The organism is Pseudomonas sp. PWP3-1b2 (genome assembly GCF_049896045.1).
GTDB lineage: Bacteria > Pseudomonadota > Gammaproteobacteria > Pseudomonadales > Pseudomonadaceae > Aquipseudomonas > Aquipseudomonas antarctica_B.
On sequence record NZ_JAFCTN010000012.1, the window covers coordinates 32244 to 53899 of the forward strand.

The following is a 21656-nucleotide window of genomic DNA, read 5'->3' on the forward strand; positions in this document are numbered from 1 at the left end:
CATGCAAGAACGTATCGCGCAGGAACTGAACATCAATCGGCAACTGGTTAAAGGCGGTGAAGCCAGGGAAATTCAACGGCGCATCGACTTCATCAAACACACGCTGCGCCACTCAGGCTGCAAGGCGTTGGTGCTGGGCATCAGCGGCGGGGTCGATTCCCTCACCGCTGGCCGCTTGTGCCAGTTGGCCGTTGAGCAATTGCGCGCCGAAGAATACGCCGCGCGCTTCGTCGCCATGCGTCTGCCCTATAAAGCCCAGGCCGACGAAAGCGATGCCCAGGCCTCCCTGAATTTCATCACCCCGGACCACATTGAAACGCTGAACATTGCTGCCAGTGTCGACGGTTTGATGGCCAGCCTCGCGGCCGACAGCGCGAGTGCCGAGCAGGTCGATTTCATCAAGGGCAACGTCAAGGCCCGCGCGCGGATGATCGCGCAGTATGCCGTGGCTAACCTGCACAACGGCCTGGTCGTCGGCACCGACCACGGCGCCGAAGCCCTGATGGGTTTTTTCACCAAATTCGGCGACGGCGCCTGCGACCTGGCCCCGCTGTCCGGCCTGACCAAAACCCAGGTGCGGCTGTTGGCTACTGCCCTCGGTGCACCGGCACATCTGGTGCATAAACTGCCCACCGCCGACCTTGAAGAGCTGGCGCCGGGCAAGGCTGATGAGCAAGCGTATGGTTGCAGTTATGAAGAGATCGACGCCTACCTGATGGGCGAGCCAGTGAGTGAGCGGGTGAGGGCGATCGTCGAGGGTGCCTACAGCAAGACCGCGCACAAACGTGCGTTGCCGGCCGTTCCCGACTGAGCCTGCAATTAGATTTTGATATTTTCTCGAATATTCCAGCCGACTTCTCAGTTCTCGTTTCATCCTTTGTCATTGCCCACTGCAATTTCATGATCGTGCGCGGCTATCCAGGCTGGCTATGGATCCCGGTGGTTCTGATGGTGCTCAGTTTGTTGGGGGTTTTACCAACCATCGAATATCGCCCTCACAAAGTGTTCTATGTACTGGGCCTGTTATTCCCGCTACTGGCTCTTCTGCTGATCAACAGTAAACGCCACCGAGAAGCTCGAGCCGAATGGGTAAAGCTCCGGCAAAAGCGTCAGCGCATCGCGAAGATCATCCATACCCAGCGTCAACGAGCTCGGCGCCGGGCAGGATGATGAGGCTTTACCGCTCGATAGACCGGCTCCACCGCGCATTCCACTCCGGCCGCGCCTGGTTCACCTGGTCCCAATCAATCGAAATCGCCGTTTGCAAATACCCTTGCATCGCTTCAACCCGTGCACGGGTTTTGTCGGTGGTCGGCGTGGTCGGGTTCGACGGAATCTGATCACCTTCTTCCAGCGCCGGTGCCTGGGCTTCAGCTGTCAGCAGGAAGGCCGCAAGTTTCTGTGCCAGTTCCGGCTGGTCGTTGCGCGCGATGACGCATTCGGCCACGTTCAGCACCACCGCACCTTCCTTGGGCTGCGCGTATTCCATCGGCACGCCGAGCAGTTTCTGGGTGGCGACCTGTGTGGGCGTCAGCGGGAAGATCGCAGCTTCATCGGTTTGCACCATCTCGGAGATTTTCGCCGAGCTGGCGATGTACTCCAGCACATTCGGGCCGATGGTTTTTGGCCAGGCCTTGAAGCCCGGCTCGACGTCGGTTTCAGAGCCGCCCTGAATGCGGTTGAACATCAGGAAACCGTGCAGGCCAAAGGTGGAGGAGGCCAGGGACTGGAACACTACCTTGTCCTTGAAACGCGGGTCGGCCAGGTCCATCCATGAGGTCGGCGCAGCCCAGCCTTTTTCCTTGAACATCTTGGCGTTATAGCCCAAGCCCGTCACGCCGAGTGTCACGGCCACGGCTTCGTCCTTGATTTTGGCTTTGGCCGGGATCTGGTCGAGGGTCGGGTTGGGCGTGAGTTTGTCGCACAGGCCCATGGAAATGGCGCGGTACATGATGCCGTCGTCGAGGAACATCACGTGCATCTGCGGGTTGTCCTTGTTGGCCTGAACCTTGGCGAGGATGTCCGACGAGGTGCCGGGCACGATCACCACCTTGACGTTATTGGCCTTCTCGAATGCGGGCAGCACCTTGTCGGCGTAGACCCGTTCCATGGTGCCGCCGTTCATGCCCAGGTACAGCGTGGGCGCCGCGTGGGCGATGGACGCGAGCAACGCGAGGGGCAAACAGGACAGCGCGATACGTGTGTTCATGGATGTTTTTCCTCTCAGGCTTGGAAACGACGAATGGAAAACGCTTCGATGGGGTGCCGGCTGGCCCCTTCGCAGACGATCTCTGCGAGGGCTTCACCGACGGCGGGGCCGAGCTGGAACCCGGCGCCGGCAAAGCCGAAACCGTGGAGCAGGCCAGGTTGGGTACTGCTGGGGCCGATCACCGGTTCATGATCGGGGAGGTAACCTTCGGTGCCACTCCAGGTGCGAATCGCCTGGGCACCCTTGAGAAACGGGTACAGCTCAGCGGCATTGCGCAGAATCTCCAGCACCGCGGCCTGGCCGGGACGGGCCTGCAGCGGGCCGAGGGCAAAGCCGCGACCGCCGCCGAGGATGCAATTGCCCCGGGCGACCTGCCGCGCATAAATCCCGCCGCCTTCAACGCCGGTGCTCACGTTCATCACCACCGCCAACGGCTCGGTGACCAGCATCGCCGGGTGCGCCGAGGTGATCGGCACCGGCTCGCCAAATTGTTCGGCCACCGTGCCCGCCCAGGCACCGGCGCAGTTCAGCAGCCACGGCGCTTGCAGGCGCAGGCCGTTGGCGCACTGCACCTGGAATAACCCGCTGGCATATTCGATTTGAATCACTTGCGCCTGCTCGTACACCGACGCACCCAGACGCTGTGCGGCGCGAGCGAAGGCGGGCGATACCAGGCGCGGGTTGGCGTGGCCGTCTTCAGGGCACAGCGAGGCGCCGACGGCGATATCACCCACCCAGGCAAACCGTGCGCGCAACTCGCCGTAGTCCAGCAGCTGCAAGCCCAGGCCGAAGCCACGGGTGTGCTCGGCATACGCCTGCAATGTGGCGAAATCCGCATGGCTGCGCGCCAGTTTCAAATGCCCGGAACGCACGTATTCGCCGTCGATGCCGATCAAACCCGGCAAGTCGGCCCACAGTTCATGTGACCGCTGCGACAACGGCAGTTGGTGTAAAGGCCGGCCCTGGCGCCGCACGCCGCCGTAGTTGACGCCACTGGAATGCGAACCGCAGAAATCGCGCTCTACCAGCGCCACACGTTGGCCCTTCTGCGCGAGCATCAAGGCGGCCGAGGCGCCGACGATGCCGCCGCCCAACACGATGACGTCGATCATGGCTGCACCTCCACGCCAAACGGCAGCGGCTTGATCGGCGCCTGGCCGCGCAGCCGCCCGACGTGTTCAACCTCGCGACCACTGCGCTCAGCCACGATCTCCGCTGCTGCCAGCCCGCACATGCGGCCCTGACAGCGGCCCATGCCGACGCGGCAATGGGCCTTGACCCGATTGATTTCCCAGTGGCCTTCATCCACCACCGCGCGCACGTCGCCCACGCTGACTTCTTCACAACGGCACAGAATCAACTCATCCGGTGCCTGCGCGGCCCACTGTTCCGGGAAGGGGAAAGCGGTTTCCAGCCCATGGCGAAAGCGCTGGATGCCTGCCAATTGCTGTTCCAGTACGGCAGGGCGGCGATGATCGATGGCCAGACCTGAGTCTTCCAGCACCGCCAATGCTGCACGTTCACCGGCCATTTGCGCGGCGTCGGCGCCCATGATTCCGGCGCCGTCGCCAGCCAGGTACACACCGCTCACGCTGCTGCGCCCGGCGCTGTCGCGTTGCGGCAACCACGCGCGGTTCAAGGCATTCCAGGCAAATTCGCAGCCGAGCAAGTCCGCCAGTTGCGTCTCGCTGCGCAGGGCATGGGCGAAGGCCACGGCATCGCATGCCAGGGTCTGATTGCCCCAGCGAATGCCACTGACCCGCTGTTCACCGTCGATCTGCGTGAGTGTCGCGCCTTGATGCACGGGAACCCCATGGGCCGTCAGCCAGGCGCGGTAATACAAGCCTTTGGCCAATGTCGCCGGTTGCCCAAGCAATGCCGGCAGCGCACGGCATTGGGCGCTGAACGGCGCGCTGTCGAGTACTGCAACAACCTTCGCGCCAGCCTTGGCGTATTGATAAGCCACCAGATACAGCAACGGCCCGCTGCCACAAAACGCTACCCGTTGACCGATGGCGCAACCCTGATATTTCAAGGCGATCTGCGCCGCGCCGAGGCTGTAGACGCCGGGCAAGGTCCAGCCCGGCACTGGCAGAATGCGGTCTGTGGCGCCCGTGGCGACGATGATCTGCGAATATTCGACGCTTTCGGCGCGGCCATTGTTGAGCATATCGAGGCGACCGTCCTCGGCATTCCACACCAGGGTGTCTGGCCGGTAGTCGATCAGGGGTGCCAGCTCATCCATCGTGCGATGCACTGCCTCGGCCTTGTTTGCTTCAAAACCGTAAATCTGTTTGGCCGTGCGTTGAAAACCCACCGGCTGGCGGCGATAAATTTGCCCGCCACCGCGCAGGCTTTCATCCACCAGGCAAGGTTTGATGCCATGGTCGAGCAGGGTGCGCGCCGCGCTGATCCCGGCCGGGCCTGCGCCCACAATCACCACCGGCTTCATGGCTGACGCCCCGGATCACGGCTGATCGCCTGGCCTTCTTCCAGCAAGGTCGAGCAGGCGCGCACGCGGCGGCCATCGTCCAATCGCACCCAGCAATCCTGGCAAGCGCCCATCAAACAGAAACCGGCACGCCGTTCAGCGCTGAAATCACTGCCGCGCAGGTGTTCGGCACAGGTCAGCACAGCGGTGAGCAGGGTGTCGCCGAGCAGGGCGCTGGCAGGTTGACCATCCAGCGTGAAGGCCACGACAGGGCGCCCGGTCTCGGCCAAGCGTTTGAACAAGGCCATCAATGTTTCCCCACCAGCACGCGGTCCAGGCCGTAGACCCGGTCGAGCAGAATCATCGTCGCAGCGGTCAGCGCAATCACCAGCGCTGAAACGGCCGCCATCATCGGGTCGATGGATTCGGTGGCGTATACATACATGCGCACCGGCAGGGTTTGTGTGGCCGGCGAGCTGACGAAAATCGACAGCGTCACTTCGTCGAAACTGTTGATAAACGCCAGCAACCAGCCGCCCGCGACGCCGGGCAAAATCATCGGCAAGGTGATCTGCCGAAACAGCGTAAAGCGGCTGGCGCCGAGCGATTCCGCCGCCTGCTCGGCACTGCGGTCAATGCCGATGGCCGCCGCCAGCACCAGGCGCAGTACATACGGGGTGATGATCACCACGTGCGCGAGCATCAGCCAGGTGAAGCTCCCATTTACGCCCATCAGCGCGAACAAGCGCAGCATCGCCACCCCCAGCACCAAGTGCGGAATGATGATCGGCGACAGAAACAACGCGCTGAAAAAATGGCGGCCGGGGAACTGATAGCGGCTGATCGCCAGGGCGGCCGGCACGGCAATTAACGTGGCCAAACTGGCAGCGGTAAACGCCAGGATCAGGCTGTTATAGAACGCCTGGATAAAGTCAGCCCGCTCGAACACTGCGCGAAACCAGCGCAGGGAAAAGCCCGACGTCGGAATGCTCAAGGTGTTTTCCGGGGTGAAGGCCACCAGGCACACCACCACCAGCGGCGCCATCATGAACAGCACCACCAAACCATGGAAACCGAGGGCCAAAGGACCGTTTCTGGACATGCGCTTAAACCCCCAGGGACTTTTTGTAGCGGCTTTCGACCATGCGGTTCCAGCTCAGCATGATCAGCAAATTAACCAGCAGCAGTACCACCGCGATGGTCGCGCCCATGGGCCAGTTGAGTTCCGAGAGGTATTGGTCGTACACCACGGTGGCGACCATTTTCAGGCGTCGCCCGCCCAGCAGGCCGGGGATGGCAAACGAGCTGGCGGCCAGGCCAAACACAATCAAGGTGCCGGACAACACGCCCGGCATGACCTGCGGCAACACGATCTTGCGCATCACCGTGGCCTGGCTCGCACCAAGCGACAGCGCGGCCTGTTCCGCCGACGGGTCGAGCTTTTGCAGGGAGGTCCACACCGGAATGATCATGAACGGCAGCATCACGTGCACCAGCGCGATCACCACGGCGAACGGCGTATACAGCAGCTTCACCGGGCGCCAGCCGAGGGCCTGGATCACCTGGTTCACCAGCCCGTCCGCGCCAAGCAACAGGCTCCAGCCAAAGGCGCGCACCACCACCGAAATCAGCAGCGGCGTGAGGATCAGGATCAGGAAAATCGAGCGCCACGGTGTGCCCATGCGGCTGAGGATGTAGGCCTCCGGTACGCCGATGACCACGCACAGCAAGGTCACCAGTGCGCTGATCCAGAAGGTGCGCCAGAAAATCTCGTAGAAGTACGAATCGCTGAACAGCGACAGGTAATGGGCGAACGTCCACTCGTCGGCCTTCACGCCCACCTGGTAGTCAAACACGTTGAACGACAACACCAGCGTCATCAGCAACGGCAGGATCAACAGGCCGCTGAACAGCACCAGTGCCGGTAACGAAAGCAAATAACCCCGGCTCATGCGCGCACCTCATCCGCCGCCAGCACCCGCAGCAGGTCGGCGTGCCAGTCCAGGCCCACAAGGGCGCCGCTGCCCAGCGGCGCGCTGCCGTCGTTGCCGCGTACCACGGTGATTTCGCCCAGGCCCGTATGGATGCGGTACAGCCACTGGCTGCCAAAGAAATAGCTGTGGAGGATCTTGCCTTGCAGGCGACCGGTGCCGGCGTCCACCAGCTGGATTTTTTCCGGGCGCAGGCTCAGGGTCAGTTCGCCGTTGCCCGCTTCATGGCGCACTTGCGGGGTGCCCAGTGCGTCGTAGTCGCCGGGCAGCAGGTTGGCCTTGCCCACGAAGTCCGAAATGAACCGCGTGCGCGGGTGTTCATACAGCTTGTAGGGCGCGTCAATCTGGGTCACACGCCCGGCCTGCATCACCACCACGCGGTCGCTGATGGACAGGGCCTCGGCCTGATCGTGAGTAACCATCAAGGTGGTGATGCCGACAGCGCACTGGATGCGGCGGATTTCAAACTGCATCTCTTCGCGCAAATTAGCGTCGAGGTTTGACAGTGGCTCATCCAGCAGCAGCACCGGCGGCTCGATCACCAGCGCGCGGGCCAGAGCAACGCGTTGGCGCTGGCCGCCGGAGAGTTCACGCGGGTAACGGTCGGCGTGAGGCGCCAGGCGCACCAGTTCCAGCACGGTTTTGACTTTGCTGGCGATCTCGGCGGCGGGCACTTTGCGCATCTTCAAACCGAAGGCGACGTTGTCGCGCACGGTCATGTGCGGGAACAGTGCGTAACTCTGAAACACCACGCCCAGGCCACGGCTGGCGGGTTTGGCGTGGGTGATGTCGCGGCCGTCGAGCAAAATCTGCCCGCCGCTGACATCAACGAAGCCGGCGATCATTTGCAGGGTAGTGGTCTTGCCGCAGCCCGAAGGGCCGAGCAGGGAAACGAATTCGCCTTTTTCCACCGCAAGGTCAGTGGCGACCACCGCATCGACGGCGCCGTAGCGTTTGCTCAAGGCGTTGAGTTGGAGAAAAGCCATGGTTGCGTTCCACCTTTTTGAGTCGCGTCGAAACGCGCTTTTTGTTTTGGGCAGATGCGAAAAGGGTGTTGCGGGTGCGGTGGCGCTCGATCTTGAGTCGGCTGCCGTTAGTTGTTCATTTCGCCCCTGTGGACTCAGATTAGGACGAAGACTAGGATGGGCGGAAGATGGAATTTCACTGAATGGACTATTATTTTCAGTTTTATTCACTCACTAGAATATTGATAAAGGTTGAGTGTTATGGATTCCACTGAGCGGAACGAAAACAACAAAGAAGTCGGTGTCGGTGGTGTCTCTCGGCTGTTTGCGCTGCTGCGCGTGCTCGGCGCCGTGCCGGAAGGCGGTGAGCGCGTGACCCAACTCGCGCAACAGGTCGGCCTGTCTCAGCCCACCACCCACCGGCTGCTGCGCAGCCTGATGGATGAAGGGATGGTCGAGCAGGACGCGCGCAGCAAGCGCTATCGTTTGAGCCTGGAGTTTTTCGCCCTGGCGGCCAACGCGGGCAAGACCGGCAACCTGCGCGACCTGGTGCGGCCAAGCATGCTGCGCCTGAGCGCGTCCTTGGGCGACTCGCTGTTCCTGCTGGCGCGCAGCGGGTTTGATGCGATCTGCCTGGATCGCAGCGAAGGCCCGTACCCGATCCGCACGTTCACCGGCGACATCGGCGGGCGCGTGGCGCTGGGTGTGGGGCAGGGCAGCCTGGCGATTCTGGCGTTTTTGCCGGAGGAAGAGCGCGAGACGGTGATCCGCTACAACCTGCCTCGGCTGAAGGACTTCCACCTGTATGACGAAGTGCTGTTGCGTTCGGAAGTCGAGAACGTGCGCAAGCTGGGCTACGCCGCGCGCAACACCGGCGTGCTCGAAGGCATGGCCGGGTTGGCGGTGCCGATTTTGAACCGCGACGGGCACGCGGTGGCGGCGTTGAGCGTGGCGACCATCAGTGACCGGCTGGGGCCGACACGGTTGCCGATGGTGGTGGAGTTGCTCAAGCGCGAAGCGGCGGCGATCGGGCCGAGGATCAATCCCTTTGACCCGACCCTGCGCCGGCCTTCCCAAACCTTCGGCGGGTAGCCAATGTGCGCAACACCGCAGATCAAATGTGGGAGCTGGCTTGCCTGCGATGGCAGAGTATCAGTCACCGAAGATGCAAGCTGACTCACCGCTATCGCAGGCAAGCCAGCTCCCACACAAGCTCTATACACTTTCAGATGGCGGCCAGCGCAACTGATGTAGCGGCGGTGCGGGTCTCCACACCGAGCTTCACATACACATGCTCCAGATGCTTATTCACCGTCCTCGGGCTCAACCCCAAAATATCGCCAATATCCCGATTGGTCTTCCCACACGCCACCCAGCGCAGCACCTCAACCTCGCGCTCGGTCAGCTGAAACCGCGCCGACAATAACCGCTGCGCCGGCGCATCTTCCAGCGTCAACACACTCGGTTGCGTCGCCGCCCGCGCCGACAGCAAAATCCGCGACGTACGCAAATGCGCCGCCACCCGTGCCAACACTTCATCGGTCTGGATCGGCTTGGTCACGTAATCACTGCCGCCCACCTCAAACCCCTGCACCACGTGCTTGCTGTCGGTCAGCCCGGTCATGAACACCACCGGGATGTCCGCGCTGGAGGGCTGCGCCTTGAGCCGACGGCAGGTTTCAAAACCGTCCAGGCCGGGCATCATCGCGTCGAGCAAAATCAGGTCCGGGCGCCGGCGTTGCACACGGTTCAGCGCACTGAGGCCGTCGAGGGCCACCAGCACCATGTAGCCCGCGTCGTCGAGGGCGTCGGAGAGCATGGCGAGGTTGTCCGGGGTGTCGTCGACGATCAGCACCACGCCGGGTTCAGTGCTGCGGGTGAGTGCATCCATCTTCGGCCTCCTTGAGGGTTCGGTTGAGTTCATCCAGGCGAAAACCCTTGAGCAAACCGCGCACTTTGGTGATGAAAGGGCCGGTGTCCGGGTTGTGTTCCAGGATTGTGTCGAGTTTTTCGTGCAGGCCGCGTACATAGCCGATGGCGCTCAGTTCTATCAGCGCGGCGAGGTCTTCAGGCTGGGGCAGCACGCGGGGCGCCGCCGGAGGCACAAGGCTTTTGGTGCGCCGCAGCCAGTGTAAATCCAGGTGCTGTTGCAGGCGCCCGAGCAGCTCCGGCGTGCGCACCGGTTTGGCCAGGTAGTCGTTGCAGGCGGCGGCGATGCTGCGTTCGCGGTCGTCGGTGAAGGCGTTGGCCGAGATCACAATGATCGGCGCGGTGGACAGCGCATTGCGCCGGATCAACCGGCTGGTTTCATAGCCGTCCAGCGTCGGCATCGACAGGTCCATCAGGATCAGGTCCGGTGCCAGCAGCGCCACTTGGCGAATCGCCTCCTGACCGTTGCTGGCCTGAATCACTTCAAAGCCCAGCGGCGTGAGCATGCCGCTGAGTACCTTGCGGTGGTCCACATGGTCATCCACCACCAGAATGCGCCGGCGCTCACCTTGATAGCCGATGATGTCGTGCTCCACATGCACCACGGCTTGCGGCGCGCGCACTTGGGACAGGAACAATCGCACCTGAAAACAGGTGCCTTTGTCGAGTTCGCTGGTCACCCGCAGCTCGCCGCCCATCAAGGCGGTGAGCATGCGCGTGATGGTCAAGCCAAGCCCAACGCCCTTGTCTTGCCGCATCAGGTCGCCGCGTTCGAACGGTTGGAAAATCTGCTCGATCTGCCCCGGATCAATACCGATGCCGGTGTCGATAATTTCAAAATTGGCGGTTTCGCGCATGTAGCTGACCCGCAGGCACACCTCGCCGCTGTCGGTGAAATTGACGGCGTTGCCCAGCAGGTTGATGAGGATTTGCCTCACGCGTTTTTCATCGCCCCGCACCACCGCCGGGATCTTGCCCACGCAATCGAGCCGAAAGCGCAGCCCCTTGTCCTGGGCTTGCGGGGTGAACATCTGCTCCAGGTCGTGGATCAGCTCGGGGAAGGGGATTTCAGTGAGTTCAAGGCGCAACTTGCCGGCCTCGATCTTGGCCACGTCGAGCAAACCGTCGATCAGCGAGACCAGGTGCGAGCCACTGCGCAAAATCGTCGCCAGCGCGTCCTGATGTTGCTCGGGCATGGCGTGGTCACGCTGCAGGATCTGGGTGAAGCCGAGAATGCTGTTAAGCGGCGTGCGCAGTTCGTGGGACAGCCCGGTGACGTAACGGCTCTTGGCGGCGTTCGCGGCTTCTGAGGCTTCCTTGGCCTGTTGCAGGGCTTGGTCCGTGAGGCTGTGGGCGTCGATTTCCTGCATCAGCAGCAAGGTCTGGCGGTCGGATTCTTCCTGGGCCACGCCCCGGCTTTCCCGGGTCAGCACCACCCACCAGGCAAGCACGGCGGCCAGCACCGAGAGGGTGAGGAAGGCTTTGAAGAAGGCTTGGTAGAGGGTTTCGGAATGGGGTAACCCTTGCGCCGCCTGCACGTAGATCAACGCCAGGGCGCCCGCGAGCATCAGCACCAGCGCCAGCAATAGGCCGAGGTAATGCGCCAATCGCGTGTGCAGTCGCGGCACCAGCGTGTTGGGCAGCAACAGGCGCAACACGCTTTCAAACTGCGTCACCAGCCGCGCGTGGGGTTTGCAGCGATCGCCGCACCGTGCGTCCAGCGAACAGCACAGCGAGCAGATCGGCGTGCTGTAGGCCGGGCAGAACGCCATGTCTGCGGTCTCGAACGGGTTGCTGCACAGCCCGCACACCGCGTGGGTGGCGGGCGCCACCGGGTGAATCAAATGCAGGGCGCTGGTGCGGGCGATGTAGTACTTGCCCTTGGTCAGCCAGGCCAGCAGCGGCGCCATGATCAATGCCGTGCCCAGCGCCACAAACGGCGGCGCTGCCTGGGCCAGAGCGCCGAACAGGCCGAAGTGCGCGAGGATCGACAGCAACGAGGCGATCAGCATCGAGCCGACGCCCACCGGGTTGATGTCGTAGAGGTGCGCGCGCTTGAACTCGATGTGTTTGGGCGACAGCCCCAGCGGCTTGTTGATCACCAGGTCCGCCACCAGCGTGCCGATCCAGGCGATGGCGATATTCGCGTACAGCCCCAGCACCTGGTCGATCACATCGAACACGCCCAGCTCCATCAGCATCAATGCGATGGCCACGTTGAACACCAGCCACACCACACGCCCGGGATGACTGTGGGTGACGCGGGCGAAAAAATTCGACCAGGCGAGGGAGCCGGCGTAGGCGTTGGTCAGGTTGATTTTCATCTGCGAGATGAACACAAACAGCACCATCGCGCCGAGTGCCCATTCCGGCGAGCTGAACACGTAGCGGAACGCCACGAGGTACATCTGGGTCGGCTCGGCGGCGCGCTCCATGGGTATTTCATGTTGCAGGGCGAGAAACGCCAAAAACGCCCCGGCGAACATTTTTAACGCGCCGGGGATGATCCAGCCAGGGCCGGCGCAGAGCAGGGCGGCCCACCAGCGCTTGCGGTTGGCGGCGGTTTTTTCCGGCAAAAAGCGCAAGTAGTCCACCTGTTCGCCGATCTGCGTTACCAGCGACAGCGCCACCGTGCAGGCGGCGCAGAACGACAACAGGTTAAAGCCGCCGCTGTCACCGCTGCGCCCCACAAAGCTGGTCCAGTCGCTGAAGGCGTCGGGGTTTTTCCACCCCACAAAACCGTAGGGCAGCACCAGCAACAGCAGCCAGACAGGTTGGGTCCACAGTTGCAGGCGGCTGATCAGGGTCACGCCGTAAGCCACCAGCGGGATCACCAACAGCGAGCAGATCACATAGGCGATGGCCAACGGGATGTGGAAATACAACTCCAGCGCCAGGGCCATGATCGCCGCTTCAAGGGCGAAGAACAGAAAGGTGAAGCTGGCATAGATCAACGAGGTGATGGTGGACCCGATGTAACCGAAGCCGGCGCCACGGGTCAGCAGGTCCATGTCCACGCCGTAGCGCGCGGCGTAATAGCTGATGGGCAGGCCGGTGAGGAAGATCACCAGGCTGATCGCGAGGATTGCCCAGAAAGTGTTGGTGAAGCCGTAACTCAAGGCCAGCACGCCGCCGATGGCTTCCAGGGCCAGGAATGACACGGCGCCAAGGGCGGTATTGGCGATGCGCAACTCCGACCATTTGCGGAAGGACTTGGGGGTGTAGCGCAGGGCGTAGTCTTCCATGGTCTCGTCGGCGACCCAGGTGTTGTAGTCGCGGCGGATCTTGACGATGCGCTGGGTGCCGGAAGGAGGATGCACGGTGGGAGGCTCCGGGGAGTGGGCAGGATCGGTGAGCAAGTTCCATGCCCCGGCAGACGCTGAGATACAAATGTGGGAGCTGGCTTGCCTGCGATAGCGCTGGGTCAGCCACCGCAGAGGTTGCCTGATAGGCCGCCATCGCAGGCAAGCCAGCTCCCACAGGGGTATGAAGTGTCGGGGCGGGCGGGATCCTGCCCTGAAACAGTGCGAAGCGGCATACGTCAAATGACGTACTCGGTTACGTCAGGCTGCGTATACCCGCGCTGGCTCCTTGCCGCCATGCTGAACCCCTCATTGCAGAGGAGTCGCCCCATGGCATCACGATTGATTCGCTCCACACCGCTGTTGGCCTTGTCGTTACTGGCCGCCGCTCTGTTCAGCCAGGGCGCGCTGGCCGATAACGAAGGGTTGGCCGTGACCCCCACCGAAGTCACTGTGGGCCAGTTGCACTCGGCCACCGGCACCATGGCGATTTCCGAGACCGGCTCGATCCAGGCCGAACGTCTGGCCATCGACCAGATCAACGCCTCGGGCGGGATTCTGGGACGCCAGATCAAGGTGATTCAGGAAGACGGCGCCTCCGACTGGCCGACTTTCGCCGAGAAAGCCAAGAAGCTGCTGGTCAACGACAAGGTCGCCGCCGTGTTTGGCTGCTGGACCTCGGCGTCGCGTAAAGCCGTGCTGCCGATCTTCGAAAAAGAAAACGGTTTGCTCTACTACCCGACTTTCTATGAAGGCCTGGAACAGTCGAAAAACGTGATTTACACCGGCCAGGAAGCCACCCAGCAAATCCTCGCCAGCCTCGACTGGATCGCCAAGACCAAAGGCGCCAAGACGTTCTACCTGGTCGGCTCGGACTACATCTGGCCGCGCACCTCGATGAAGATCGCGCGCAAGCACATTGAAAACGTGCTGCACGGCACTGTGGTCGGCGAAGACTACTACCCGCTGGGCAACACCCAGTTCGGCTCGCTGATCAACAAGGTCAAGCTGAAAAAGCCAGACGTGGTGTTCGCAGCGGTGGTGGGCGGTTCCAACGTGGCTTTCTACAAACAACTCAACGCAGCCGGCGTGAATGCATCCAAGCAGACCTTGCTGACACTGTCGGTCACCGAAGACGAACTGCTCGGCATCGGCGGCGAAAACATGGCCGGTTTCTACGCCTCCATGAAGTACTTCCAGAGCCTGGACAACCCGAACAACAAAGCCTTCGTCGAAGCCTTCAAGGCCAAATACGGCAAGGACGCGGTGATCGGCGACGTGACCCAGGCAGCCTACCTCGGCCCTTGGCTGTGGAAAGCGGCGGTGGAGAAGGCGGGCAGTTTCGACGTGGATAAAGTGGTTGCTGCGTCGCCTGGCATCGAGTTGAAAAACGCACCGGAAGGCTACGTGAAGGTCCACGAAAACCATCACCTGTGGAGCAAGTCGCGCATCGGTGAAGTGCTGCCGAACGGCCAGTTCAAGGTGATCTACGAGTCGGACCTGATCGAGCCGAACCCGTTTCCCAAAGGCTATCAATAAATAACAGGCAAACCCGGAGCCAACGGTGGGAACTGGTTTTGTGTGGGAGCTGGCTTGCCTGCGATGGCATCAACGCGGTGTCACTGAAAGACCGAGCCGCCAGCATCGCAGGCAAGCCAGCTCCCACATAAATCTAAAGCAGGCTGCATTTTAACTATCACCTCCCGCTCAGGAGACCATCATCATGGAATGGCTATCGGAATTTGGGGCCATCGCGGCAATGCAGGGGTTCAACGGCTTGTCCGTGTTCTGCGTGCTGTTGCTGATGGCATTGGGGCTGGCGATCATTTTCGGCCAGATGGGCGTGATCAACATGGCCCACGGTGAGTTCCTGACCATCGGCGCCTACACCACCTACGTGTGTTCCAGCCTCACCGCGCACTTTGCGCCGAGCTTCCAACCCTATTACTTCTTCTTTGCCATCGCCCTGTCATTCCTCGTCGCCGGTGCCGTCGGCTGGCTGGTGGAGTGGGCGATGATCAGCCGTTTGTACAAACGGCCATTGGACACGCTGCTGGCGACCTGGGGCTTGTCGCTGGTGATGCAGCAAACCTTCCGTTCGGTATTTGGCGCCCGCGAGGTCAGCGCCGAACCGCCGGCCTGGCTGATGGGCTCGGTGAACTTCACCGAAGCCATCGAAATCCCGCGCAACGGCCTGTTCATGATGGGCCTGACCTTGCTGCTCACCGCTGCCATCTTCCTCATGCTTTACCGCTCGCGCTGGGGCCTGCAGGTGCGCGCCACGGTGCAAAACCGCTTGATGAGTCGCGCAGTCGGTATTAACACCCGCAAGGTCGACCGCATGACCTTCGCCCTCGGTTGTGGCGTGGCCGGTGTGGCCGGCGCGGCGTTTACTACCATCGGCTCGACCGGGCCGACGGCGGGTTCGCAGTACATCGTCGACACCTTTCTGGTGGTGGTGTTCGGCGGCGCGCAAAGCCTGTTCGGCACCATCGCCTCGGCGTTTGTGATCGCCCAGACCCAATCGCTGTCGGAGTTTTTCCTCAGTGGCTCGATGGCCAAGGTGCTGACCTTGTCCTCGGTGATTCTGATCCTGATGCTGCGCCCGCAAGGGTTGTTCTCCATCAAAGTGCGCAAGTAGAGGCGAGCAGATGAAGGCTTTAGACAAGCTGCTGGGCAGCCAGCAAAACCTGATCGGCATCGTGCTGTTGGCATTGTTGATTCTGGTGGTATTCCCTCTGACCCTGGATGCGTTTCGCCTGAACATGGTCGGCAAATACCTGACGTACGCGTTCGTCGCCGTAGGGCTGGTGTTGTGCTGGGGGTATGGCGGCATTCTCAGCCTGGGGCAGGGCGTGTTTTTCGGGGTTGGCGGTTACTGCATGGCGATGTTTCTGAAGCTGGAAGCGTCGGACCCGCTAAGCACCAGGATCCAGTCCACCCCCGGCATCCCGGACTTTATGGACTGGAACCAGATCACCGAATTGCCGCTGTTGTGGCAGCCGTTCCACAGTTTTACCTTCACCGTGGTGGCGGTGGTCGCAGTGCCGGTACTGCTGGCGTTTGTGATCGGCATCGCGCTGTTCAAGCGTCGCGTGGGCGATGTGTATTTTTCCATCGTCACCCAGGCGATTGCGCTGATCCTCACGGTGCTGATCGTCGGCCAGCAAGGCCTCACCGGCGGTGTCAACGGCATCACCGACCTCAAGACCCTGCTCGGCTGGGACCTGCGCACCGACAGCGCCAAGCTGATCCTGTACTTCATCAACGCCGGCCTGCTGTTTGGCTGCATCTTTATCGGCAGGTTCATCCTCGCGTCCAAGCTGGGTCGGCTGCTGATGGCCATGCGCGACAAGGAAGAACGCGTGCGGTTTTCCGGCTACGACGTGGCCAGTTTCAAGATTTTCGTGTTCTGCGTGGCCGCTGCGTTTTCGGCGATTGGCGGGGCCATGTTTGCCTTGCAGGTGGGCTTTATGTCGCCGTCATTCGTGGGCATTGTGCCGTCGATTGAAATGGTGATTTTTGCCGCCGTGGGCGGGCGCATGTCGCTGCTCGGCGCGGTGTATGGCGCGCTGTTGGTGAACTACGGCAAGACCTACTTTTCCGAGTCCTTTCCCGAGTTGTGGCTGTACTTGATGGGCGGCCTGTTCATCGCCGTGGTCATGTACTTCCCCAACGGCTTGGCCGGGTTGTGGGACAGCCATGGGCGTCAGGCGCTGGCCAGGCTGCTGCGGCGTGAGCCGGTGGTGAAAGCCGCTGCGCCCGTGGTCAAGCCCAGGACTGAAGCGAAAATTCTGGAGACTCAGCCATGAGCGCCGTCGGCTTTGAAATGAAAAAGCCGGTGCTGGCCATCGAAGGCCTCACCGTGTCGTTCGACGGCTTCAAGGCGGTCGATAACCTCAACCTGTACATCGACCGCAACGAGGTGCGCGTGGTCATCGGCCCCAACGGTGCCGGAAAAACCACGGTGCTCGACCTGATCTGCGGCAAGACCCGCGCCACCAGCGGCAGCATCCAGTTTGACGGCCAGGAACTGACCAAAATGCGCGAGTACAACATCGTGCGCGCAGGCGTCGGTCGTAAATTCCAGAACCCGTCGATCTACGAAAACCTCACGGTGTTTGAAAACCTTGAGATGTCCTATCCCGCCGGGCGCAAGGTCTGGGGCGCGCTGTTCTTCAAGCGTAACGCCCAGGTCGTCGCGCGGGTCGAGGAGGTGGCGCGGGAGATCTTCCTCGGCGACCTGCTGCAACAACAGGCAGACCTGCTGTCTCACGGGCAAAAGCAGTGGCTGGAAATCGGCATGCTGCTGATGCAAGACCCTGAACTGCTGATGCTCGACGAACCGGTGGCCGGCATGAGCGTCAACGAGCGGGCGCAAACCGCTGAGTTGCTCAAGCGCATCAGCCAGGGCCGTTCGGTGCTGGTGATCGAGCACGACATGGAATTCGTCAAAAGTATCGCCCACAAGGTCACGGTGCTGCACCAAGGCAAAGTGCTGGCCGAGGGCAGCATGGAGTCGGTGCAGAGCAACCCTAAAGTCATCGAAGTGTATTTGGGCCACTGAGGAATCCGGCATGTTCAAGATCGACCAGTTGTCCTGTGGCTACGGGCAGAGCCAGATTCTCCACGACCTGGACCTGAACGTGGCCAAGCGCGAGATCGTCGCGGTGATGGGCCGCAACGGCATGGGCAAGACCACGCTGTTCAAGAGCCTGATGGGAATTTTGCCGCAATGGCAAGGCCACGTCAGTGTGGACGGGCACGAGGTGTCGGCGCTGGAGACCCATGAACGGGTGGCGCGCGGGATTGCCTATGTGCCGCAGGGGCGGATGATATTTCCGAGCATGACGGTGCTCGAGAATATCCAGACCGGCTTGCCGGCGTCGGCACGGGGCAAGGTGCCGGAGGATTTGTATGCGTTGTTTCCGGTGTTGCACGACATGCAATCGCGCAAGGGCGGTAACCTGTCTGGCGGGCAGCAACAGCAGTTGGCGATTGCTCGGGCGTTGGCCACCAATCCGAAGGTGTTGTTGCTGGATGAACCGACGGAGGGGATTCAGCCTTCGATCATCAAGGACATTGCCCGCACGCTCAAAGAAATCCGCAACCTGCGGGACTTGACCATTGTGGTGTCGGAGCAGGTGTTGTCGTTCACCCTGGAAATCGCCGACCGCTTCCTGGTGATTGAGAAGGGCAGGTTCGTCATCGAAGAGACCCGGGATCGGGTGGATGAGGCGACCATCAGCCGGTATTTGTCGGTTTAAACCTGGGGTGTGCAGCTCCCACCGTTGATGTTTGCCGAAGTACCTGACAACGCACCGAGCCTGCCCGGATGACGGAGCGGTCTGCTCCGCCTCCGTGCGGTCTCAGCCCTTACGCCACATTGAAAAACGCCACCTTGGTGCTCAACCGGTCTGCCAGCTCCGCCAGCTCGCGGTTTGAGCTTTCCGCCACAGCGGAACCGGCAGCAGACTGCACCGTGGAGGTGTGAATGCGCGTGACGTTCTGCGCCACCTCTTCAGCCGCCGCGCTTTGCTGCACGGAGGCACTGGCAATCTGCGCGTTCATCGCATTGATCGCGCCCACTTCCTGACTGATCTTGCCCAGCGCCACCTGAGAGTCGCGGGTTTGCATAACGGTGACCTGGGCCAGGCTGCGGCTGCGTTGCATGATATCGGCGGCGTCCTGGGTGCCGCTTTGCAGCTTGCTGATCATTTCGCGGATCTCCTGGGTAGATTCCTGAGTGCGCGTGGCGAGCGAGCGTACCTCATCGGCTACCACCGCAAACCCGCGGCCATGTTCGCCCGCGCGCGCCGCCTCAATCGCCGCGTTCAACGCCAGCAGGTTGGTTTGTGCGGCGATAGCGTTGATGACTTCGATCACGGTTTCGATGTGTTCACTGTCGCTGGACACTTGATTGACCCGCGTGGTGGCTTGGTCGAGGATCGTCGCCAATTCTTCAATGGCCACGCTGACTTCGCCCACCAGGCGGTGGCCGCTATCGACTTCGGCGTCTGCCAGGATGGTCGCCCTGGAGGCGGCTGACGCGTAACCCGAGACCTCGCTGACCGAGGCAGCCATTTGCGTGATGGCTGCCGCGACGTGCTGCGCTTCACTGGTTTGCAGGGTAATTTGCTGGCGGTTGTCACTGGCCACCGACAACAGCGTGACCGAGGAATGGCGCAAGGCCTGGGCCGCCCCGCGCACCTCGGTGATGGTGTCGCCCAGGCGTAACAGGGCGTTCTTCAGAATGCCCATCACACTGTCGGGGTAGCGGGTCTGGATGGGCTGGTTCAGCTCGCCATTGGCCAGGCGGCGGATCGCCTCGGCCACCTCCTCAGGCTCTGCGCCCAGGGTGGCCTTGACCTTGCGGATGATCAGCAACGACACCAGTACGCTCAAGATGACTGCCACCGTGCTGGCGGCGATCATCAGCAGCGCAAATTGGCTGGCGGCAGTCTGTACGGTGCCCAGGCTGTGTTTGATCTGGGCTTCTTCGAAGTCGATCAGGGCGTTCACCCGTTTCAGCCATTCGCTGTAGAGGCCTGAGGTCTGTGCGAGCAACAAGTCCTGGGCGCCGGCGATATCGCTGCCGCGCCGCAGGTTGACCACGCGCTCGGAGGACGCGAGCGCCTGGACCTCAATGGCTTTGATATCGCTCAGCAGACGGGTTTCTTCGGCGCTGGCGCTGGTACCGAACAGGCGGTCGAGCATTACCGCGGAATCCTGGTAGTCATGCTTGAGCTGGTCGATTTCAGCCAGGTGCCCGTTCAACGCCTGCTCATCCTTGACCAGCACCGCATCGCGAATGGCAATGGCGCGGTTGTGCACGCTGCCGCGAAAGTTGATCGCGTAGCGCTGGGCTACGGCGGCTTGTTCGGCGACGTTCTTAAGGGTGCTGTCGATAAAACCCACGCGCTGAATACCGACGGCGGTGATCAGCACCAGCAGCGACAGCGTGGACGCGAAACCCAGGCCAATACGCATCGCCAGCGAGACAGGTTTTTTCATGAAGGGCTCGATATTCAAAGGGTTGGGAATGATGGCTAAAAGCTATCTATGTGGAGAAATCTAAACACTTCTCGACGGTGCGTCCAATCAGTAATTGCTGTCCCTGACATTGAGCGAATTGATGGAATAAAACCCGACCTCTGGGTTTTATACGTCATCCAACGTATTTTCCGTTTGCTCCTGGCGCCTGAGACTGGCTTGAACGCAACACGTCATCCGTCCAGGAGCCAGCCATGACCGAAACGCTGATCAAAGTCGACCTCAACCAGCCCGTTACCGAAAACGAAAATATCCATAACCGCTGGCACCCGGATATCCCGATGGCCTGCTGGGTAAAGCCGGGCGATGACTTCATCCTGGAAACCTACGACTGGACCGCCGGCGCGATCAAGAACAACGACGACGCCAGCGACGTGCGTGATGTGGACCTGTCCACCGTGCACTACCTGTCGGGGCCGGTGGGTGTGCACGGCGCAGAACCGGGTGATCTGCTGGTGGTGGATTTGCTCGATATTGGTGCCAAGGCCGAGTCGCAGTGGGGCTTCAACGGCTTTTTCTCGCGGCAGAACGGCGGTGGGTTTCTCACCGATCACTTTCCCAGCGCGCAAAAAGCCATCTGGGATTTCAAGGGCATGTTCACCAGCTCGCGGCACATTCCGGGGGTGAATTTCGCCGGTTTGATCCACCCCGGTTTGATCGGTTGCCTGCCCGACCCGGTGATGCTTGCCGACTGGAACCGTCGCGAGCAGGAGCTGATCGACACCAACCCGACCCGCGTGCCGCCGCTGGCCAACGCGCCACTGGCCGCCACCGCGCACATGGGCAAGCTCAAGGGCCAGGCCCGCGATGACGCCGCCGCCACGGGTGCGCGCACCGTGCCGCCGCGTGAGCATGGCGGTAACTGCGATATCAAGGACTTGTCCCGGGGTTCGAAGATTTTCTTTCCGGTTTACGTGAACGGCGCCGGGCTGTCGGTGGGCGATTTGCACTTCAGCCAGGGCGACGGCGAAATCACCTTTTGCGGCGCCATCGAAATGGCCGGTTGGGTGCACATGAAAGTCGAGCTGATCAAGGGCGGCATGGCCAAATACGGGATCAAGAACCCGGTATTCAAGCCAAGCCCGATCACGCCGAATTACAAGAACTACCTGATCTTCGAAGGCATTTCGGTGGACGAACAGGGCCAGCAGCATTACCTGGACGTCAACGTTGCCTACCGCCAGGCGTGCCTGAACGCGATCAACTACCTGACCAAGTTCGGCTATTCGCCCGCTCAGGGCTATGCGCTGCTGGGGTCGGCGCCGGTGCAGGGGCATATCAGCGGCGTGGTGGATATTCCGAATGCGTGCGCAACCTTGTGGCTGCCCACCGAAATTTTCGAGTTCGACATCAACCCCAACGCAAACGGGCCGACCCGGTTTTTGGACGGCAGCATCGACCTGCCCATCGCCCCGGACCTGTAGCCATGCCGACCTACGAATACAGCTGTGAGACCTGTGGCTCCTTCACGATGCTGCGCCCGATTGCCCAACGCCATGATCCCAGCGAATGCCCGTATTGCGCCTCGGCGGGCGGGCAACTGCTGGTGTCGGCCCCGGCGCTGGGCATTCTTTCTGCCAACCAGCGTAAAGCCATCGCTGGCAACGAGCGCAGTGCGCACGCGCCGCAAACCGTGGGTGAGTATCAGGAAAGTCGTCGTCACCCGGCGGGCTGCAGTTGCTGTGGCACCGGCAAAAAAGTCGAGCCCAGCAAGGCCAATCCGCTGGGGCTTAAAACCAAAACCGGGCCACGGCCGTGGATGATCAGTCACTAGAC

At 61.7% G+C, this 21656-nt stretch carries 20 protein-coding genes; 10 read left to right on the plus strand and 10 right to left on the minus strand.

Features of this window, described 5'->3' with window-relative positions:
* The first annotated feature begins 1 nt into the window (after nucleotide 1).
* Both nadE and ACP7A2_RS10500 read left to right on the plus strand, forming a co-directional pair.
* Entirely contained in the window at nucleotides 2-811 is an 810-nt protein-coding gene (gene nadE / locus ACP7A2_RS10495; RefSeq protein ID WP_426134135.1) for an ammonia-dependent NAD(+) synthetase, read from the plus strand.
* Between the two features lie 89 nt (nucleotides 812-900).
* On the plus strand, nucleotides 901-1170 hold the full coding sequence (locus tag ACP7A2_RS10500) for a hypothetical protein (protein WP_426134136.1): 270 nt from the start codon (nucleotides 901-903) through the stop codon (nucleotides 1168-1170).
* A gap of 7 nt (nucleotides 1171-1177) precedes the next feature.
* Here the strand turns inward: ACP7A2_RS10500 and ACP7A2_RS10505 are convergent, their stop codons facing one another.
* Genes ACP7A2_RS10505 through ACP7A2_RS10535 form a run of 7 tightly spaced genes read right to left on the minus strand, consistent with a single transcriptional unit; the run spans nucleotide 1178 to nucleotide 7617 of the window.
* Nucleotides 1178-2209 carry an ABC transporter substrate-binding protein gene (locus tag ACP7A2_RS10505; protein ID WP_348058961.1) on the minus strand — a complete coding sequence of 344 codons (1032 nt, stop codon included), beginning with the start codon at nucleotides 2207-2209 and terminating at the stop codon, nucleotides 1178-1180.
* Nucleotides 2210-2223: 14 nt separating this feature from the next.
* Entirely contained in the window at nucleotides 2224-3321 is a 1098-nt protein-coding gene (locus ACP7A2_RS10510) for an NAD(P)/FAD-dependent oxidoreductase (protein ID WP_426134137.1), read from the minus strand.
* Nucleotides 3318-4661: an FAD-dependent oxidoreductase gene (locus ACP7A2_RS10515; protein WP_426134138.1), complete on the minus strand. Its 1344-nt coding sequence runs from the start codon at nucleotides 4659-4661 to the stop codon at nucleotides 3318-3320. Before ACP7A2_RS10515 ends, ACP7A2_RS10510 begins: the two co-directional genes overlap by 4 nt.
* Nucleotides 4658-4948: a (2Fe-2S)-binding protein gene (locus ACP7A2_RS10520; protein ID WP_426134139.1), complete on the minus strand. Its 291-nt coding sequence runs from the start codon at nucleotides 4946-4948 to the stop codon at nucleotides 4658-4660. Before ACP7A2_RS10520 ends, ACP7A2_RS10515 begins: the two co-directional genes overlap by 4 nt.
* Nucleotides 4948-5742, minus strand: coding sequence for an ABC transporter permease (locus ACP7A2_RS10525; protein ID WP_426134140.1), 795 nt, complete (start codon nucleotides 5740-5742; stop codon nucleotides 4948-4950). Before ACP7A2_RS10525 ends, ACP7A2_RS10520 begins: the two co-directional genes overlap by 1 nt.
* A 4-nt stretch (nucleotides 5743-5746) precedes the next feature.
* A complete protein-coding gene (locus ACP7A2_RS10530) occupies nucleotides 5747-6592 on the minus strand; it encodes an ABC transporter permease (RefSeq protein ID WP_426134141.1) in 846 nt (281 codons plus the stop codon).
* Nucleotides 6589-7617, minus strand: coding sequence for an ABC transporter ATP-binding protein (locus ACP7A2_RS10535; protein ID WP_348058949.1), 1029 nt, complete (start codon nucleotides 7615-7617; stop codon nucleotides 6589-6591). The genes ACP7A2_RS10530 and ACP7A2_RS10535 overlap by 4 nt, the downstream gene beginning before the upstream one ends.
* Before the next feature lie 240 nt (nucleotides 7618-7857).
* Here ACP7A2_RS10535 and ACP7A2_RS10540 point away from each other — a divergent pair, with 240 nt between their 5' ends.
* The gene (locus ACP7A2_RS10540; RefSeq protein WP_426134142.1) at nucleotides 7858-8688 is read left to right on the plus strand and encodes an IclR family transcriptional regulator; all 831 of its coding nucleotides are present in this window, start codon (nucleotides 7858-7860) and stop codon (nucleotides 8686-8688) included.
* A 133-nt stretch (nucleotides 8689-8821) separates the two neighbouring features.
* On the opposite strand, the gene ACP7A2_RS10545 is transcribed toward ACP7A2_RS10540, so the two are convergent.
* Nucleotides 8822-9487, minus strand: coding sequence for a response regulator (locus ACP7A2_RS10545; protein ID WP_348058945.1), 666 nt, complete (start codon nucleotides 9485-9487; stop codon nucleotides 8822-8824).
* A complete protein-coding gene (locus tag ACP7A2_RS10550) occupies nucleotides 9462-12845 on the minus strand; it encodes an ATP-binding protein (protein WP_426134143.1) in 3384 nt (1127 codons plus the stop codon). Before ACP7A2_RS10550 ends, ACP7A2_RS10545 begins: the two co-directional genes overlap by 26 nt.
* A gap of 312 nt (nucleotides 12846-13157) precedes the next feature.
* Between ACP7A2_RS10550 and urtA the strand changes: the two genes are divergently transcribed.
* From urtA to urtE, 5 genes are all read left to right on the plus strand, one after another.
* Nucleotides 13158-14366 (plus strand): urea ABC transporter substrate-binding protein, encoded by a 1209-nt coding sequence (gene urtA / locus ACP7A2_RS10555; protein WP_375068473.1) that lies wholly within the window; start codon nucleotides 13158-13160, stop codon nucleotides 14364-14366.
* 184 nt (nucleotides 14367-14550) lie between these two features.
* Nucleotides 14551-15468: an urea ABC transporter permease subunit UrtB gene (gene urtB, locus ACP7A2_RS10560; protein WP_426134144.1), complete on the plus strand. Its 918-nt coding sequence runs from the start codon at nucleotides 14551-14553 to the stop codon at nucleotides 15466-15468.
* A 10-nt stretch (nucleotides 15469-15478) separates the two neighbouring features.
* Nucleotides 15479-16639, plus strand: a complete 1161-nt coding sequence (urtC, locus tag ACP7A2_RS10565) for an urea ABC transporter permease subunit UrtC (protein WP_426134145.1) — start codon at nucleotides 15479-15481, stop codon at nucleotides 16637-16639.
* Nucleotides 16636-17394 (plus strand): urea ABC transporter ATP-binding protein UrtD, encoded by a 759-nt coding sequence (gene urtD / locus ACP7A2_RS10570; RefSeq protein WP_426134146.1) that lies wholly within the window; start codon nucleotides 16636-16638, stop codon nucleotides 17392-17394. The genes urtC and urtD overlap by 4 nt, the downstream gene beginning before the upstream one ends.
* A 10-nt stretch (nucleotides 17395-17404) precedes the next feature.
* Nucleotides 17405-18094, plus strand: a complete 690-nt coding sequence (urtE, locus tag ACP7A2_RS10575) for an urea ABC transporter ATP-binding subunit UrtE (protein WP_426134147.1) — start codon at nucleotides 17405-17407, stop codon at nucleotides 18092-18094.
* Nucleotides 18095-18203: 109 nt separating this feature from the next.
* Here the strand turns inward: urtE and ACP7A2_RS10580 are convergent, their stop codons facing one another.
* Entirely contained in the window at nucleotides 18204-19841 is a 1638-nt protein-coding gene (locus ACP7A2_RS10580; protein ID WP_426134148.1) for a methyl-accepting chemotaxis protein, read from the minus strand.
* A gap of 233 nt (nucleotides 19842-20074) precedes the next feature.
* Here ACP7A2_RS10580 and fmdA point away from each other — a divergent pair, with 233 nt between their 5' ends.
* Both fmdA and ACP7A2_RS10590 read left to right on the plus strand, forming a co-directional pair.
* Complete coding sequence (gene fmdA / locus ACP7A2_RS10585) at nucleotides 20075-21304, plus strand: formamidase (protein WP_426134149.1); 1230 nt, start codon at nucleotides 20075-20077, stop codon at nucleotides 21302-21304.
* Nucleotides 21305-21306: 2 nt separating this feature from the next.
* Nucleotides 21307-21654 (plus strand): FmdB family zinc ribbon protein, encoded by a 348-nt coding sequence (locus ACP7A2_RS10590; RefSeq protein ID WP_426134150.1) that lies wholly within the window; start codon nucleotides 21307-21309, stop codon nucleotides 21652-21654.
* The last annotated feature ends 2 nt before the right edge of the window (nucleotides 21655-21656 follow it).